Origin of the sequence: Bacillus sp. 2B09 (genome assembly GCF_003946835.1) — a bacterium.
Classification (GTDB): domain Bacteria; phylum Bacillota; class Bacilli; order Bacillales; family Bacillaceae; genus Bacillus; species Bacillus altitudinis.
Window position 1 is genome coordinate 1 of sequence record NZ_RPSG01000003.1, and the last position, 16767, is coordinate 16767.

17 protein-coding genes and 1 tRNA gene are annotated in these 16767 nt (G+C 41.2%); 14 read left to right on the top strand and 4 right to left on the bottom strand.

Going from position 1 to position 16767, the window contains the following annotated elements:
• The first annotated feature begins 293 nt into the window (after positions 1-293).
• The 9 genes from EBQ12_RS07525 (at position 294) to EBQ12_RS07565 (ending at position 9424) form a co-directional block, all read left to right on the top strand.
• The gene (locus EBQ12_RS07525) at positions 294-1754 is read left to right on the top strand and encodes a tetratricopeptide repeat protein (protein WP_125589566.1); all 1461 of its coding nucleotides are present in this window, start codon (positions 294-296) and stop codon (positions 1752-1754) included.
• Between the two features lie 365 nt (positions 1755-2119).
• A complete protein-coding gene (locus EBQ12_RS07530) occupies positions 2120-3496 on the top strand; it encodes a C40 family peptidase (protein ID WP_017357905.1) in 1377 nt (458 codons plus the stop codon).
• Between the two features lie 234 nt (positions 3497-3730).
• Positions 3731-4681 carry a thioredoxin-disulfide reductase gene (trxB, locus tag EBQ12_RS07535; protein ID WP_029575420.1) on the top strand — a complete coding sequence of 317 codons (951 nt, stop codon included), beginning with the start codon at positions 3731-3733 and terminating at the stop codon, positions 4679-4681.
• A 357-nt stretch (positions 4682-5038) separates the two neighbouring features.
• Positions 5039-5503 carry an 8-oxo-dGTP diphosphatase gene (locus EBQ12_RS07540; RefSeq protein WP_008348133.1) on the top strand — a complete coding sequence of 155 codons (465 nt, stop codon included), beginning with the start codon at positions 5039-5041 and terminating at the stop codon, positions 5501-5503.
• A gap of 39 nt (positions 5504-5542) precedes the next feature.
• A complete protein-coding gene (rapZ, locus tag EBQ12_RS07545; protein WP_164511642.1) occupies positions 5543-6430 on the top strand; it encodes an RNase adapter RapZ in 888 nt (295 codons plus the stop codon).
• Entirely contained in the window at positions 6431-7390 is a 960-nt protein-coding gene (locus EBQ12_RS07550) for a gluconeogenesis factor YvcK family protein (protein WP_008348128.1), read from the top strand.
• Positions 7391-7407: 17 nt separating this feature from the next.
• Positions 7408-8358, top strand: a complete 951-nt coding sequence (gene whiA, locus EBQ12_RS07555) for a DNA-binding protein WhiA (RefSeq protein WP_008348125.1) — start codon at positions 7408-7410, stop codon at positions 8356-8358.
• Between the two features lie 26 nt (positions 8359-8384).
• The gene (locus tag EBQ12_RS07560) at positions 8385-8642 is read left to right on the top strand and encodes an HPr family phosphocarrier protein (RefSeq protein WP_008348124.1); all 258 of its coding nucleotides are present in this window, start codon (positions 8385-8387) and stop codon (positions 8640-8642) included.
• Positions 8643-8680: 38 nt separating this feature from the next.
• Positions 8681-9424: an arylamine N-acetyltransferase family protein gene (locus EBQ12_RS07565; protein ID WP_125589570.1), complete on the top strand. Its 744-nt coding sequence runs from the start codon at positions 8681-8683 to the stop codon at positions 9422-9424.
• A gap of 52 nt (positions 9425-9476) precedes the next feature.
• Here the strand turns inward: EBQ12_RS07565 and EBQ12_RS07570 are convergent, their stop codons facing one another.
• Entirely contained in the window at positions 9477-9965 is a 489-nt protein-coding gene (locus EBQ12_RS07570) for a ribonuclease (RefSeq protein ID WP_008348122.1), read from the bottom strand.
• Positions 9966-10145: 180 nt separating this feature from the next.
• A complete protein-coding gene (locus EBQ12_RS07575; protein WP_241215623.1) occupies positions 10146-11123 on the bottom strand; it encodes a 2-hydroxyacid dehydrogenase in 978 nt (325 codons plus the stop codon).
• A gap of 563 nt (positions 11124-11686) precedes the next feature.
• Between EBQ12_RS07575 and EBQ12_RS07580 the strand changes: the two genes are divergently transcribed.
• Together EBQ12_RS07580 and EBQ12_RS07585 are read left to right on the top strand one after the other, a co-directional pair.
• Positions 11687-12268 (top strand): beta-class carbonic anhydrase, encoded by a 582-nt coding sequence (locus tag EBQ12_RS07580; protein ID WP_017357909.1) that lies wholly within the window; start codon positions 11687-11689, stop codon positions 12266-12268.
• A gap of 37 nt (positions 12269-12305) precedes the next feature.
• On the top strand, positions 12306-13928 hold the full coding sequence (locus EBQ12_RS07585) for a SulP family inorganic anion transporter (protein ID WP_125589574.1): 1623 nt from the start codon (positions 12306-12308) through the stop codon (positions 13926-13928).
• A gap of 29 nt (positions 13929-13957) precedes the next feature.
• On the opposite strand, the gene EBQ12_RS07590 is transcribed toward EBQ12_RS07585, so the two are convergent.
• Complete coding sequence (locus EBQ12_RS07590) at positions 13958-14299, bottom strand: MazG nucleotide pyrophosphohydrolase domain-containing protein (protein WP_017368102.1); 342 nt, start codon at positions 14297-14299, stop codon at positions 13958-13960.
• Between the two features lie 136 nt (positions 14300-14435).
• Here EBQ12_RS07590 and EBQ12_RS07595 point away from each other — a divergent pair, with 136 nt between their 5' ends.
• The gene (locus EBQ12_RS07595) at positions 14436-15014 is read left to right on the top strand and encodes an LOG family protein (RefSeq protein ID WP_125589575.1); all 579 of its coding nucleotides are present in this window, start codon (positions 14436-14438) and stop codon (positions 15012-15014) included.
• Between the two features lie 55 nt (positions 15015-15069).
• Here the strand turns inward: EBQ12_RS07595 and clpP are convergent, their stop codons facing one another.
• Positions 15070-15666, bottom strand: coding sequence for an ATP-dependent Clp endopeptidase proteolytic subunit ClpP (clpP, locus tag EBQ12_RS07600; RefSeq protein ID WP_007500118.1), 597 nt, complete (start codon positions 15664-15666; stop codon positions 15070-15072).
• Positions 15667-15919: 253 nt separating this feature from the next.
• Here clpP and EBQ12_RS07605 point away from each other — a divergent pair.
• Positions 15920-15995, top strand: a tRNA-Arg gene (locus EBQ12_RS07605).
• A gap of 150 nt (positions 15996-16145) precedes the next feature.
• The gene (locus tag EBQ12_RS07610; RefSeq protein ID WP_125589577.1) at positions 16146-16727 is read left to right on the top strand and encodes an MmcB family DNA repair protein; all 582 of its coding nucleotides are present in this window, start codon (positions 16146-16148) and stop codon (positions 16725-16727) included.
• Positions 16728-16767: the final 40 nt, after the last annotated feature.

The following is a 16767-nucleotide window of genomic DNA, read 5'->3' on the forward strand; positions in this document are numbered from 1 at the left end:
ACCAATTGATCTAGCAAAACAAATTCGGCTTCGTGCTGAGAAGAATTTCTAGTGTGGAACATGAGAAAAACACCTTCCTTTAGTATGCTTTTCTCTATTATAAAATGGGATAGTGGAAAATTTAAGGGAAAAAATAAAGCTGTCGAGATTTTCTCGACAGCCTGAAGCTGGGGGTACCCCCAGCTTTTTGCTTTTAAATGAAAAACAAATCCTTCCTTTCCTTTTGTTCTATGTGACGACTCATGAAGTATGTTATACTACACACGGTACACTGTTCGAAATGGAGGGTATCGGTGAGTAAATACACTTCTCAAAATAATCACACACAAGTCGTCCAGCTATTCCAAGATGGGCATTACTTTTTTCATAAAGGTCTAAAAGCATATAGAGAAAGAAATCTGTCTAGGGCAAGTAAGCTCATACAGCGGGCCATCGTACTTGAGCCTGAAAATGTAGAAATGCTGTCGCAGCTTGCCATTATTTATACTGAAATGGGTCATTACCAACAATCAAATGAACTGCTTGATTTTATCCTTGAACACTTGGATGAGAATATGTCAGAGTGTCACTACTTTAAAGCCAATAATTATGCGAATCTCGGTTTGTTTCAAGAGGCATATAGATGCGCCACTGCTTATGCTGCGCTGGAAGAAGACGGGGAATTTGCAGATGAAAATGACGATCTCCTCGATCTGCTTGATATGAGTGACGATGTTGATGAAGATTTTCCTTATGATCAGGATGATCTGATTGTAAAGCAGGATCAAGCCAACCATTTGCTAGAAAGCGGCAGGCTGGATGAAGCAATCGAGATGCTGGAACAGATGATTGTTGAGTATCCAGAGTTTTGGTCAGCGTATAATAATCTCGCTTTGGCCTATTTTTATTCTGGCCAAATCGATCAGGCAAAAGAAATGTTGAACCGGGTCCTTCATGAAAATCCCGGTAATCTGCATGCCCTTTGTAATCAGCTTGTTTTCTATCATTATGAAAAAGAAGAAGAAAAGGTCAATCTGTTAGCGAAGCAATTAACGCACGTGTATCCAATATTAAGTGAACAGCGTTATAAGCTTGGCGCAACATTTGCCCTTGTTGGAGAATTTGAATGGGCATTTAAATGGCTTTATTCTTTGTATAAAACAGGTTTCCAAGGTGATAGTACGTTTTTATACTGGCTGGCAAGTGCAGCCTATTATACGGGCCACAAAACGCTGGCGCAAACCGTCTGGGATAAGATGGTGGAAGAAGATATTGATGCAGATGAAATCAAGCCGTGGCAAGATAAACCAGAGGAGTCTGAGCCAATGGTTTCAATTGAGGAACGACTCACTGCCTACTATGTCAGCAAACAAAAAGGTGAACGTGACGTCTTGCAATCTGTTCTTGATTCCCGCGCTGCGAAAACGGCCTTTGAACAGCAGTTTATTGAGTTACTTTTATTTGAAGATCAAATGGAAGAACGATCGTTTTCAGCAGATGCGGTCTTCGCAAAACAGGCGGCATCTGCTTTGGAAGAAGCGGTGAATCCTGATAGCCACATGCCATATTTTTGGTTATTCCATATTATTCAGCAAGCACGTGCTTCAGGCGTAGAGAAGAAAAATGCCATTGCATGGGCAGCAGCTTCTTATTATCTATGGATGAATGAACAAGAAGAATCAGCTGTCAGCAAAAAAGAGATCGCAGCTTCTTTTCAGATCAGCGTTCAAACGCTGTCAAAATATGAGAATGTTATTTGTGCGTTCATGGTTTGAATAGGTAAATAGAATCAGATAACAGCAGCATGGCCGAAAAGGTCATGCTTTTTTTCTTGGATAAAAAGGTGGGATTTGCTAGGATTTGGCGAAGTATGACAATCTCGACATCTATTTGAAACATAAATGTAATAAAAATATTAGCTCATTTTGTCGATGTGTCATGTATAATGAAACTCGTGGATTAAAACAAAGATATATATTTAAATATTTTACTATACATAATGCAACACCTAGTGATAGAAACAATCTGGTCAACATCTGACTGAATCATCAGGAAGAAAGACACAGGAAGCACAGATTGGTCGCAGAGAATTTGCTGCTTTCTCATGTCGCTTGGGAAATTGTCAAAGGAGGAACTATACGTGAAAAAGTTTATTACTTTCGGTTTAGCTTCGGTGATTGGAGCGAGCGGTTTATTTATTCCATTTACTCATGAAGCAAATGCACAGAACTTTGAACAAAAGAAACAAGAACTAGACAGCAAGCAGTCAGAGGTAAACAAGAATCTTCAAAAGAAAAAAGAAGAGCTTTCAAAGCTTGAGGCAAAACAAGAGGCACTTGCGCTAAAGCTAAAAGAAATTGACGAAAAAGCTTTAAAAACAAGTGATCAAATCGAAGAAAAACAAAAAGAAAACGAAAAAACAAAAAAAGAAATCAAAGCACTGAAAAAAGAAATTGCTGATACAGAAAAACGTATCGAAGAAAGAAACGAATTCTTGAAAAAGCGTGTACGTGCGCTTCAAGAAAGCGGTGGTTCTACGAAATACATAGATGTATTACTAGGAGCAAAAAGCTTTAGCGATTTCATCAGCCGTGCAGGTGCTGTATCTACATTAATCAACGCAGACAGCGAAATCATTAAAGAACAAGAAAGAGACAAAGCGGAATTACAAAAGTCTGAAAACGAATTAAACACAAAGCTTGAAGATGTTCAAAAGACGCTTGCAAAGCTTGAAACACTTCAAACAGACTTAAATAAACAGCTTGATGAGAAAGACAAGCTATTCAAGCAAGTGAAAAAGCAAAAAGGAAGTGCCTCTTCTCAAATCAGCGAGTTAAACACTGAGGCAAACAGCATTGCATCTGAAAAAGACGCAACAATCGCTGCTCAAAAACAAGCTGAAAAAGAAGCAAGAGAAGCTGCTCAACAAGCAAAAGAAGAAAAAGCACAAAGACAACAGCAACGTCAAGCTAGTGTTCAAGCAGAAGACAACAGCTCTAATAACGACAGCGGTTCTTCTTCAAATAACAGTGGATCTTCAAATAATAACAACAACAGCAGTTCACCAAGCAAAAAGCCATCTTCTGGCGGTGGATCACCTGTCAGCAATAACGTAGGCGGAATCGAAGGTGCAATCAGCACAGGTTCTACGATTGTAGGACAATCTCCATATAAATGGGGCGGTGGCAGATCACAAGCCGATATTGACGCACGTCGTTTTGACTGTTCTTCATTCGTTCGCTGGGCATTTGCATCAGCAGGCATCAACCTTGGACCAGTTGGCGGTACAACAACAGATACGCTTGTAGGTAAAGGAAGAGCTGTAAGTGCATCTGACATGAAACGCGGAGACCTTGTGTTCTTTGATACGTATAAAGTAAATGGACACGTTGGTATTTACTTAGGAAACGGTACATTCTTGAACGATAACAGCTCTCGCGGTGTTTCAGTTGACTCAATGAGCAACGTTTACTGGAAAAAAGCATTCAAAGGCGTTGTAAGAAGAGTCGTTGAATAAATCATTACTTACTATATAACCGTAAACAGGCTTCCTTAAACAGCAGTTTAAGGAAGCTTTTTCTTTTTTTGAAGATATGAGCAAATGATTCGCTTATTATCCGCAGATTTAATAGGATATGGGTAAGGAATAAAAGCTAAGAGTGGAAATGATGCTCTCTGTCATGAATGGAAGCATCACCCAAGGGCATTCTAATAAGAAATGCTAGCAGCAATTGAAGAGGGAGTGACAGTTGTGTCAGAAGAAAAAATCTACGATACGATCATCATTGGAGCGGGTCCTGCCGGAATGACAGCCGCTGTTTATACATCACGGGGAAATCTTTCAACACTGATGATTGAAAGAGGAATTCCAGGCGGCCAAATGGCGAATACGGAAGATGTCGAGAACTATCCGGGCTTTGAAAGCATCTTAGGGCCGGAACTTTCAAATAAAATGTTTGAGCATGCAAAGAAATTCGGTGCCGAGTATGCGTATGGCGATATTAAAGAAATTGTAGATGGTGAAGAGTACAAAACCGTCAAAGCTGGTTCAAAAGAATACAAAGGACGCTCTGTCATTATTGCGGCAGGTGCTGAATACAAAAAAATCGGTGCACCAGGCGAAAAAGAACTTGGCGGCCGCGGCGTATCATACTGCGCTGTATGTGACGGTGCCTTCTTTAAAAACAAAGAGCTTGTCGTGATTGGCGGAGGAGACTCAGCAGTAGAAGAGGGTGTTTACCTCACTCGCTTTGCGTCTAAAGTCACAATTGTCCATAGACGCGACAAACTTCGTGCCCAAAGCATCTTACAAGCACGTGCATTTGATAATGAAAAAATCGACTTTATGTGGAACAAAACCGTCAAAGAAATCAATGAAGAGAACGGGAAAGTCGGCAGTGTGACATTAATTGATACCGTGACAGGTGAGGAAGAAGACTTCAAAACAGACGGCGTCTTTATCTACATCGGTATGCTGCCGCTGTCTAAACCATTTGAAAATCTAGGGATTACAAATGCAGAGGGCTACATCGAGACAAACGAAAGAATGGAAACAAAAGTTGAAGGAATCTTCGCAGCTGGCGATATTCGTGAAAAAACCCTTCGTCAAATCGTCACAGCAACAGGTGATGGAAGTATTGCAGCACAGAGTGCACAGCATTATGTAGAAGAGCTTGCTGAAAAGCTAAAAGCAATGAAATAAACAGCTGTCGTAAATCCTTAATATTGCGTCACGGGCTTTTAACTGGAATGTAACACGGGTGAAATAATTATCCGTTATGATGAAACTAGTAATTGACCCCCTTTTATAAGGAATACATGTTTGGCACGGATGTGAATCCGTGTCCTTTTTTTTGCTTAAAATCAGAAATTCACGAGATGTTCACAAATGACGCATGGAGAACCGTTACATGTTGTAAAATAAAGAATAGAGAAAGTGCCCGTCGCCATATTCATACGAAAACCTGTCTGTTTTCAGTGAAGAACGGGCATGTTCATTGTGGGAGTCATGATGAACCTGTATAATAAGAAAAAGACATAAAAGAGTAGGTGACAGCTGATGCAACGAGTAACCAATTGTGTGCTGCATCACGAAGATCAAGTTCTCTTGCTGCAAAAGCCAAGACGAGGCTGGTGGGTAGCACCTGGCGGCAAAATGGAGAGCGGAGAATCGGTCAAGGATTCAGTCGTTCGAGAATTTAGAGAAGAAACAGGCATTTATATTTTAAATCCTCAGCTAAAAGGCGTGTTTACCTTTATCATAAAAGAAGGCGATCAAATCGTTCAAGAGTGGATGATGTTCACCTTTATGGCAGATTCCTTTACAGGAAAAAACGTATCAGAGTCGGAGGAAGGCATTTTAAAATGGCATGATGTAAAAGATGTGCCCAGCTTGCCGATGGCTCCAGGAGATTCCCATATTCTTGACTTCATGTTGAAAGGGAAAGGACTTCTCCACGGCACTTTTACGTATACACCAGATTTTGAGCTGATTGCTTATCGATTAGATCCTCAAGGAGACTAATAAATGAACCGTTTTCATAAAGAAGGAGAGGGAGCAGGCATGAATACGCACAAACAAGATGATATTCAGCTTGTGATTATTACAGGGATGTCAGGTGCGGGGAAAACCGTTGCCATCCAAAGCTTTGAAGACTTAGGTTACTTTTGTGTGGATAACTTACCGCCATCACTTTTACCGAAGTTTCTAGAGCTCATGAAGGAATCCAATTCAAAGATGAGCAAGGTGGCCCTTGTGATGGATTTGCGAGGACGTGAATTCTTTGATAGCTTAATTGCTGCCTTAGATGAGATGAGTGATATCGGCTGGATCACACCAAGGATTCTATTTTTAGATGCAAACGATAAGGTGCTTGTCTCAAGATATAAAGAAACGAGACGTTCTCATCCCCTTGCGACAACAGGTTTGCCGCTCGAAGGAATTGAGATGGAACGCGCTCTGTTAGAAGAGTTAAAAGGCCGGGCTCAAATGATTTTTGATACATCGGATTTAAAACCGAAACAGCTTCGAGAAAAAATTGTCGCACACTTTGCCACAAGCCAAGGGCAAGTGTTTACAGTGAATGTGATGTCATTTGGCTTTAAATACGGTCTGCCAATTGATGCTGATCTTGTATTTGATGTGAGATTCTTGCCGAATCCTTACTATATTGAGAGTATGCGTCCACAGACCGGAAACGATGAAGAAGTGCGCTCCTATGTCATGAAATGGAGCGAGACACAAAAATTCACAGAGAAACTAATTGACCTTCTCAGCTTTATGCTTCCGTCCTATAAACGAGAAGGGAAAAGTCAGCTGGTGATCGCTATTGGCTGTACAGGCGGACAGCACCGATCAGTGACGCTAGCGAACTACTTATCGGAGCATTTTAAAAATGATTACTATACACATGTCACTCACCGGGACATTGAAAAGAGAAGCAGAAAATAGATGACGACACTTCCAAAGGTGGTCATTCTTGGCGGGGGCACTGGCTTATCTGTTTTGCTCAGAGGGCTAAAAACAAAGCCAGTGGATATTACCGCTATTGTAACGGTTGCTGATGATGGAGGCAGCTCAGGCAGACTGCGGCATGATTTGAATATTCCGCCTCCAGGCGATATTCGAAATGTACTTGCGGCACTCTCTGATGTCGAACCGCTTGTAGAAGATTTATTTCAGCACCGTTTTAATAAAGGGAATGACTTAACAGGCCACTCTCTCGGCAATCTCATTCTTGCGGCTATGACGAATATAACCGGTGATTTTTTTCATGCTGTCACAGAAATGAGCAAGGTCTTAAATGTGAGAGGAAAAGTATTGCCAGCAGCGAATTCAAGTGTTGTTCTTCATGCTGAATTAGAAAATGGGCAAGTGGTAACAGGAGAATCAAAGATCCCGACCTACGGTGAAAGGATTAAACGAGTGTTTCTCACACCTGATACGATAGAGCCGCTACCAGAATCGATTCAAGTCATTCGTGAAGCCGACTTGATCGTCCTTGGACCTGGCAGCTTGTATACAAGTATCTTGCCAAACTTGCTTGTACCGCATATTGGCGAAGAAGTGATTCGTTCTAAGGCGAAAAAAGTCTATATTTGCAATGTCATGACACAGCCGGGGGAAACGCTTTCCTACAGTGCAGCTGATCATGTGCAGGCACTAAACGATCATATGGACCGACCATTTATCGATACGATATTTGTGAACAATAAAGAAATTCCAGAAGAAATCAAAGCAAAATATGCAGAAGAGCAGGCGCAGCCTGTACAATTCGACACAGATGTACTCAAAGCCATGGGACTAGAAGTCATCCCTGGGGAAATCATTACATATGACCAGCATGTGATTCGTCATGACACGCTGAAAGTAGCTGCGCTGCTTGTCGATTTGCTGCATCAGAAAAAATAGGAATGGGGGTGGCAAGGATGTCATTTGCATCCGAAACAAAAAAAGAGCTGACTAATCTGGAAGTGAAGGACTGCTGCACAAAAGCAGAGCTTTCTGCCCTCATCCGTATGAACGGTTCATTATCTTTTTCTAATCGAAAATTGATTTTAGATATACAGACAGAGAACGCAGCCATTGCAAGACGTATTTATACCCTTTTGAAAAAGAAATACGATGTGACTGTCGAGCTGCTCGTTCGTAAAAAAATGAGATTAAAAAAGAATAATGTGTATATTGTCAGACTGGTAGAACGAGCGAAAACCATTTTAGAGGACCTAAAGATATTAGGTGAACAATTTGTATTTGAACGCAACATTTCAGAAGAACTTGTGAAGAAAAGATGCTGCAAGCGTTCCTATATGAGAGGTGCTTTTTTAGCAGGAGGTTCTGTGAATAATCCAGAAACCTCTTCGTATCACCTTGAGATTTTTTCACTATACAAAGAACATAATGATGCCCTTTGTGAGCTCATGAATCAATTCCATCTAAATAGTAAAACACTTGAACGCAAAAAAGGCTTTATCACATACATGAAGGAAGCGGAGAAAATTACGGAATTCTTAAGTGTTGTGGGTGCTCATAACTCATTGCTTCGTTTTGAAGACGTGCGCATCGTCCGAGATATGAGGAATTCAGTGAACCGGCTCGTCAATTGTGAAACAGCAAACTTGAATAAAACGATCGGTGCCTCACTGCGCCAGGTTGAAAATATTCAATTCATTGACGAAAAGATTGGACTAGACGCCCTGCCAGATAAGCTGCGTGAAATTGCGCAACTGCGTATTGACTACCAAGAAGTCACACTAAAGGAACTTGGCGAAATGGTGGAAAGCGGCAAGATCAGCAAATCAGGCATTAATCACCGTTTAAGAAAGCTAGATCAAATTGCAGAACAATTAAGAAACGGACAAGCTGTTACACTCAAATAGGGAAATAAAAAAGGGAGGCAGATCATATGGTGGAAAAAACGGTCACAATTCAGCTGAAAACGGGTTTGCAGGCACGTCCGGCTGCTTTGTTCGTTCAAGAAGCCAATCGTTTTGGTGCTGATATTTTTCTAGAGAAAGATGGGAAAAAGGTCAATGCGAAGAGTATTATGGGACTGATGAGTCTTGCGATCAGCTCTGGGGTCACCGTCAAACTAATAGCTGATGGAGCAGATGAACAAGAAGCCATCGATGCGTTAACGGATTTTATCAATCAAGAAAACTGAGTCTCTTCAAGGGCTCAGTTTTTTTAGGAGGGAAAGTTGTGATTCAATCAGCCTTTTTACAGAAAATTGGATACGAAGCTTCGTCCATTACGTTTGATCAATTGCCAGATTTACTAAGGAGGATGGCTTATACCTTTCCTTTTGAAAATAGATCTGTGGTGGGTAAACACGCCTATGCTTTGGATCAAGAAGGTTTGAAGCATCATCTTCTGGAAGGCAGCAGAGGTGGGCTTTGCTATGACCTCAATCCGCTCTTATATTATGTCTTAAAAGAGGCAGGTCTCGCTGTACAGCTCGTTCAAGGGACCGTATATAACAAAGAAGCGGAGAAGTGGGCACTGGATGGGACGCATGTAGCCATCGTCCTTCAACATCACCATGAGCGCTACCTCATTGATGCAGGATTTGGTGTGAATTTACCCCTTCAGCCCGTCCCTTTTACAGGTGAATGGGTGGAAGCACCGTCCCTTCGTTTTCGAGTGAACGCAGAGGAAACAGAAAAAGGAACCCATTTACTCCAATTGGATAGGGGAGCGGGTGCTGAAACAGGTTATGCTTTCACATTAAAAGAAGTCGGTGAAGATACACTTGTGCAATTGAGGCATGAGATTTATGAAAATGAAGCCTCTCCTTTTAACAAAAGACCGCTTGCATCCAAACTGACACCAACAGGTCGTGTGATCGTGACAGAGGATCATGTCACGATACATGAACAGGACGAAGTATCAAAGAAACCACTCTCACAACCGTTTGAGGAGTACGTACAAAAACTGCTTCCGTAAACAATATGAAAAAAGACAGCCCTATTGACTTAGGGCTGTCTTTTTATAATGATTAACGAATCCTCGTAAATGTCGCATAGTGATCGGTTGTTTTATAAATGAGCCAGTCACTTGAATACACAAGGCGGTCAGCATTACGGAAACCGGATACGTAGTTGATGTCGGCTTCACGCCATGTACGGCCACTAGCGGATGGAAGGCGTCCCTCCCGATTAGAGAATACGTCTCCACCGATGCTTTTGCCCGGCGCGACTTCAGCTAAATTTCCTTTTGATGCCACCCATCCGAGGGCGCTCGCTTGTGATTTGGTGATGTAATTATCAGGTAGTCGTTTATAGCGGATTAAGTAATCTGCTACACCATCAAAGGTATTAATGACGGCAAGGGTACGAAGTTCTGGTGCAAGCTGTACGGAAGCAGTCTCATTTGTGGCTGTTGGAGTAAGTGGTGTTTCTGCATGGACTTGCTGCGGGATAAATCCAGAAAACAGAATGGCAGCAATCAGAGCGAACAGAGTAAAAATCGAACTTATTTTTTTCATCTTGATCCTCCTCAAAAGGAAATGGGATGCCGTCCTCTTGATGCTTGTCTACCTCATATTATAGCACCGGCATATGAAGAGAATGTAAAGAATCAGGAGATTGGAAAAAATGAGGCTTTTTGACCTACTGTCTCTAGATGACGTAAACAAAAAGACGCAGTTCCCTGCGCCTTTTTTCAATTAAGATGAGGCAAGCTCCTTCACAATATCAATAGGGGCTTTGCCGTCAATTCCATGAATCACATTATGAATGGCTCGTTTCAGCATAAGATCTCTTGTCGTTTCAGTAGCGGAACCGATATGCGGGGCAAGTGTGACATTGTCCATCTCTTTGAAAGGATGATCTTCCTGAAGCGGTTCTTGCTCATACACATCCAGACCAGCTCCTTTAATCCACCCTTCCTGCAGTGCTTGAATGAGGCTTTTCTCATCGACGGTTTTTCCGCGGGAGATGTTCACGAATAAAGCTGTCGGCTTCATTAATTTCAATTCCCGTTCTCCTATCATATGGTATGTCTCATCCGTCAGTGGTGTGATTAACACAATGATATCAGCTTGCTTCAGCAAGTCATCCAGTGCACAATATACAGCGCCATATGCCGATTCGGCTTTCTCGTTCCGGCTCCGGTTGTGATAGAGGACGTTCATATCAAAACCATGAGCGGCTCGTTTGGCTACTTGCTCACCGATTCGTCCCATCCCAATGATCCCAAGCGTTTGATGATGGACGTCAATGCCGAATATATCTTCTTCTTGAACAAATTTTGTCCATTTTCCCTTGCGGATAAAACGATCAAGCTCGGCAATTCTCCTCGCAGAAGAGAGAATGAGCGAAAAGGCAAGATCAGCAACGGTATGATCGAGTGTATAAGGTGTGTGCGTACCAATCACGCCTCTTTGTCTCATGGCTTCTAGATCAAAATTGTCATAGCCGACTGAATTATTGCTCACCACCTTGAGTTGGGGTGCATGATCTAATAAATCTTGATCAATTTTCGTACCAGATGTTAAAAGGCCATCAGCCTTCTGCAGCTTCTCAAATAATAGATCTCTTGGGATCGGATCCTTTGACTGCCATACCTCATATGTACAATGTTCTTTTAACATGTCTTCAAAAGCGGCAGGTAAGGGTTTGGCGACAAAAATATGTGGTTTCATCATCAACTCGCTCCTTTCACATGGTCATCTTTCTCTTTTTATTATAAAGCAACCATTTTGGCAGTACACGTTTGAATATGAGCTGCTCAATATTTAATATACTGAAATAACGGAAAAGGAGAGATTTTTATAGTGAAAGAGTAAATGACATGGCCATCTGATGTCTTTTTATGATGTAGAAAAACGAGTGATTAGTAGATGAGTCATAGAAAAATGCTAGATGTTTCGAGAGATAATCTGACAAACTGGAAAATAGATCGAGATTTTTTGATAGAAAATTTATTATATTTGCAGTGTATTAAACGGGATGGTCATTTTCTACTAAACCATTTCATCGTCTTTTGGTGAAATGAGAGCCATCGTTTGTAAGCAAAAGCCGCATATCCCCTGTGCTGAAGCGGAACAAAGAGCAAAATAGAGAAAATGTTTACATATTCTCTCATCGTTTTCTCATTTTTTTCTTTTTTTTCTATCATTTTTCTTCTCTATGCTTGAGAACACACAAGGGAAAAGGAGGCCAGGTAAGGCGTTACAATCACTTAAAAAAGATAGGAGATGACAGGATAGAATCAACATTAGAACAGATTCTTCAGCACAATGCAGATTTTGTGAAAGAGCGACAGTATGAGCCTTTCAAGGCGGGAAAATTTCCTGAGAAGAAATTGGTTATATTAACTTGTATGGATACACGGCTGTTGGAATTATTACCGCAATCCATGGGGCTTCGTAATGGTGATGCGAAGATCATTAAAAATGCAGGAGCCATCGTCACACATCCATTTGGCAGTGTCATGCGGAGTATTTTACTAGCCATTTATGAGCTGAAAGCAGAGGAAGTATGCATTGTCGGACATCATGAATGCGGAATGGCAGGACTTGCGGCAGACCCTTTACTTGAAAAGGCAAAAGCACGGGGAATTGAGGAAAAGTGTTTGAGCATTGTGAAAAGCGCAGGTGTCGATTTAAAGGGCTGGCTGACAGGATTTGATTCAGTGGAAGAGAGCGTATCTCAAAGTGTGAAATTAGTCAAAGAGCACCCGCTCATGCCAAGTGATGTAGCTGTTCATGGACTAGTGATTCATCCGGCAACAGGAAAGCTGGATGTCGTTATAAAAGATAAACAGATCGACCCGCAATATACCTAAATCATCTACACATACTTGAAGGAGGCCAACACATACCATGCGTTTTTATGGAAGATTTGAAGGTTATGATTCATCAAAGTTTAGACGCGATTTAATCGCTGGGCTTGTCGTGGGCGTTGTGGCAATTCCTTTAGGCATGGCTTTTGCCATTGCATCTGGTGTCGGACCAGAATACGGATTATACACAGTCATCGTTGCCGGCATTTTGATTTCATTGTTTGGTGGTTCAAAGTATCAAATCGGCGGACCGACCGGGGCATTTGTTCCAATTTTATTCGGGATCGTCAGTCAGTACGGTATTGAAAACTTACTCATTGCTGGTTTTATGGCAGGCTGTATGCTTGTTTTATTCGGAATATTCAAACTAGGTAAGCTCATGAAATTTATTCCTCGTCCGGTTATCATCGGCTTTACTGCCGGCATTGCTGTCATTATTTTTTCAGGACAGATTGCCAACTTCCTCGGATTAAAGGGTGTTGAAAAGCATGAAAGCTTTTTCCTCAATATGAGAGAAATCGTGGTCCATCTCGGTACCGCAAACAGTCTCGCCATTCTCACAGCGATTGTTGGGCTCATCGTGATTTTGGCGGCACAAAAATACATTCCCAAAATACCTGGTGCTCTATTAGGTCTACTCGTTTCAACATTTATAGCTGTTCTCTTTTTTCAAGGACAAGTTGAAACCATCGGCTCTGCATATGGCGAAATCCCTCGTCAGCTGCCAACTTTCGCTTTTCCTGAATTGACGATTGAAAAAATGATGTATCTGCTACCGCCGGCTATTGTCATTGCGCTTTTGGGCGGCGTGGAGTCGATCTTGTCCGCGATGGTAGCTGATAATATGAAAGGTTCTAAACATGACAGCAATAAAGAACTCGTCGGACAAGGAATTGCCAATATGGTGGCACCGCTTTTCGGAGGGATCCCAGCGACTGGAGCGATTGCTCGTACGGCAACAAACATTAAAAATGGTGGAGTAAGCCCTATTTCAGGAGTCGTGCATGGTGTCGTCGTCTTGCTCATCTTAATGTTATTTGCACCATATGCATCGATGATTCCGCTTGCTGCCATGGCACCGATTTTGATGTTTGTGGCGTGGAATATGAGTGAGAAAAAGGAGTTTATCAATATTGTCAAAGTCAAAAATGCGGATTCCCTTGTGCTTGTCGTGACCTTCCTGCTAACGGTCATCGGTGATTTGATTATAGGGGTGACTGCAGGTCTCATTTTAGCGTTTATCGCCTTTATCAAAAAAATGAGCCAGACAACGAATATTTCCTCAAATGTTGCTGTTCCTCAAATCGAAACCGCAGCTGCCTTAGAAAGGGAGACCGATCAGAAAGGGATTAGTATGTATTCGATTGAAGGGCCACTCTTTTTCGGTACAACCGATTCATTGGAAAATTCGATTTTGGATCATGTTCAGACAAAGCCGAAAACACTCATTTTGCTTATGAACAAAGTGAATTATATGGACACCTCAGCAGAAGCGGTTCTGATGAACATTTCTAATCGTTTAAAGCATCACAATGGAAAATTGATGATTGTAGGGCTTCAATCACAGCCAAAAGAGCTTTTGCATCGTACCGGTCTTTTCCATCACATTGGAAAGCAGCATTTCTTTGAACGAACGGATGATATTTCACCACAGCAGCTATAAAAGGCTAAAAAAAGCACGTGACATGTCGGTCACGTGCTTTTTACCTGCTCTTTTTCACTAGAAAACCGTTGTGTGAGTTTCTGTTGATGGGAAGAGAAGACCTCTTCTACTGTTACATCATAGAGATCAGCTAGAACAAGTAGATTTCCTAAGACATCTCCCATTTCTTCAATAAGGTCCTTTCTTAACGCAGCGTCCTCCTGTGTTTTCTCATCAGGTCGATCGCGTCCAATTTCGACCGCCCTGACTGCGCGAGCGAGTTCACCTGTTTCTTCCATCAGGAAACCTAACCTGATAAACGGCCCGTATTCTGTCCAATTTCTCATTTTGTAGAAATCTTTGATCCATTTTTCCATTTCAGTTGTTTGCATTCTCTTTATACAGCTCCTTATATGGTGTTCACCTTCTGATTTTACACTATATATAGATAGAGCGGCTGTTTCTTTACAAATAATTATAGTAGAATGAGTGGGTGAAGTAATCATAGAGAGAGATGGAGCTGTTTTGATGAAAACGATTTGTGTGTTTGCTGGTTCGAATCCAGGTGTGAATGACATCTACAAACAAAAAGCTGTCGAGCTAGGGGCTTATATGGCAGAGCAAGGAATCCGCCTTGTATACGGCGGCTCACGAATTGGCTTAATGGGAGCTATAGCGGATGAGGTATTAAAAAACGGCGGGCAAGTGACCGGAGTCATGCCAAAAGGGCTTTTTAGAGGAGAAGTTGTGCATCAAGAGCTCACTGAACTCATTGAAGTCAAAGGGATGCATGAACGAAAAGCGAAAATGAGCGAGCTGGCCGATGGATTTATTGCCATGCCAGGTGGTTTTGGTACATATGAAGAATTATTTGAGGTGCTATGTTGGGCGCAAATTGGCATCCATCAAAAGCCAATCGGATTGTATCAAGTGAATGACTATTTCAATCCGCTCATAGACATGGTGAAGTTTAGTGTACAGGAAGGTTTTTCGAATGAATCACACCTTCAATTGCTACATGCCTCTGGAGAACCGGAAGAATTGATTTCACAGATGGCTTCCTATCAAACACCGTCTCTTCAGCAGAAATGGACGGAGCTGTCTTAAAATAGATGCATAACAAAAAACCGTCTGTTCAAAGAGCAGACGGTTTGTTTTGTGATTATTTTTGTTCTTCTGTATTACGGGTCAAGACTTTGTCAATGAGTCCGTATTGAAGTGCTTCTTCCGCTGTTTTGAAGTTGTCACGATCTGTATCACGCTCAATGACTTCAATTGGCTGACCAGTACGTTCAGCAAGTACTTGGTTCAGTTTATCGCGTAAAGAAAGGATTCGTTTTGCCGCAATTTCAATTTCTGTTGCTTGACCTTGCGCACCACCTAGTGGTTGGTGAATCATCACTTCACTATTTGGAAGGGCATAACGCTTACCTTTTTCACCAGCAGCAAGCAGGAACGCACCCATAGATGCAGCCATACCAATACAAATAGTTGATACCTTTGGTTTAATAAATTGCATCGTATCGTAAATGGCCATACCAGCTGTGATCGAACCGCCAGGGCTGTTAATGTAGATAGAGATATCTTTTTCTGGATCCTCGGCTTCTAAGAAGAGAAGCTGTGATACGATGGAGTTGGCAACATTGTCATCGATCGCAGAACCAAGCATGATAATACGGTCTTTTAAAAGACGAGAATAAATGTCGTAAGCTCTTTCCCCACGATTTGTTTGCTCAATGACTGTAGGTATTAAATTCATAATGTTCCTCCTTCACCTTTTAGGTAAGTATGTAATTCAATGATACATTTTTGGTCAATAAAGGTCAAACAAAATGCTGACCTAAAATCAAATACCCCTATCCATTTTCCCCAAAATCCTTTCACTTCAAACCATCATATGAGTATATGTATGGGAATGAAGAAAATACATCGACAGGGCTGGCGATTAATCATTGCTTTCTTGCAGCATTTCCCTTATAATTTGATATGCTGACGTTCAAAAAACATATCGTGCGCTCGTAGCTCAGTTGGATAGAGCGGTGGTTTCCGGTACCACGTCTGCCGGGGGTTCGAATCCCTCCGAGCGCGTACAAAAAACATCAAGGATACATACAGTAGCCTTGATGTTTTTTGTACATTCTAGTTAAAATTTAATCGTACTATTTTTGTGTGTTCTTTAGGTTAAGGAATTGATAAATTTGAGCCAATGAAATAGAATATTTAGTAGGTGATTGTATTATGAAGAAACTTGATGATAAAGAGATTCGTTCATCTCTTATTTCTAGGCTATCTAAATATAAAAACTGTAGGGTTTTAGAAGAAATGACATTGCCGTCAGGAAAAGCTCGAGCAGATATAGTCGCTATAAATGGACATGTGGTTGCTTATGAAATAAAAAGTGATTTTGATTCAATTAAGCGTCTCTCAAATCAAATTCCCGAATACGATAAAAATTTTGAAATGATTTATATCGTTGTTGGTCTAAAATTTTCAAGAACTATTCATAAAATACTTCCAGAACACTGGGGAATTATAGTTGCTGAGAAAACAAGAATCAATACTGTGCGTTTATCTTTTTTAAGAAAAGCAAAATTGAATCCCAACCTTTCAATGCAATATTTCTTATCACTATTAACTTCAAAAGACATAAAAAGAATCGCACAATCTGACGAATATTTAGGAAAACGATTGCCAAAGAGTACAATAAGGTTACTTTTTAAACAAGAGGTTATCAAAAAGCTAGATGAGACTGTGCCTACCTCTCTAAGAAAAAAGCTTAAAAATCAAGTGAGATACTCACTTAAGAATGTTGAATTTTAAGTATGTTTCCTTTAAACACGAGTATAATAAAACCCGCACT

Excerpts from the sequence above, each read along its gene's own strand:
- EBQ12_RS07595 (WP_125589575.1), top strand. The coding sequence starts at position 14,436 with ATGAAAACGATTTGTGTGTTTGCTGGTTCGAATCCAGGTGTGAATGAC.
- EBQ12_RS07550 (WP_008348128.1), top strand. The coding sequence starts at position 6,431 with ATGACGACACTTCCAAAGGTGGTCATTCTTGGCGGGGGCACTGGCTTA.
- EBQ12_RS07575 (WP_241215623.1), bottom strand. The coding sequence starts at position 11,123 with ATGAAACCACATATTTTTGTCGCCAAACCCTTACCTGCCGCTTTTGAA.
- clpP (WP_007500118.1), bottom strand. The coding sequence starts at position 15,666 with ATGAATTTAATACCTACAGTCATTGAGCAAACAAATCGTGGGGAAAGA.
- EBQ12_RS07570 (WP_008348122.1), bottom strand. The coding sequence starts at position 9,965 with ATGAAAAAAATAAGTTCGATTTTTACTCTGTTCGCTCTGATTGCTGCC.
- EBQ12_RS07540 (WP_008348133.1), top strand. The coding sequence starts at position 5,039 with ATGCAACGAGTAACCAATTGTGTGCTGCATCACGAAGATCAAGTTCTC.
- EBQ12_RS07585 (WP_125589574.1), top strand. The coding sequence starts at position 12,306 with ATGCGTTTTTATGGAAGATTTGAAGGTTATGATTCATCAAAGTTTAGA.
- rapZ (WP_164511642.1), top strand. The coding sequence starts at position 5,543 with ATGAATACGCACAAACAAGATGATATTCAGCTTGTGATTATTACAGGG.
- whiA (WP_008348125.1), top strand. The coding sequence starts at position 7,408 with ATGTCATTTGCATCCGAAACAAAAAAAGAGCTGACTAATCTGGAAGTG.
- EBQ12_RS07590 (WP_017368102.1), bottom strand. The coding sequence starts at position 14,299 with ATGCAAACAACTGAAATGGAAAAATGGATCAAAGATTTCTACAAAATG.
- EBQ12_RS07610 (WP_125589577.1), top strand. The coding sequence starts at position 16,146 with ATGAAGAAACTTGATGATAAAGAGATTCGTTCATCTCTTATTTCTAGG.
- EBQ12_RS07560 (WP_008348124.1), top strand. The coding sequence starts at position 8,385 with ATGGTGGAAAAAACGGTCACAATTCAGCTGAAAACGGGTTTGCAGGCA.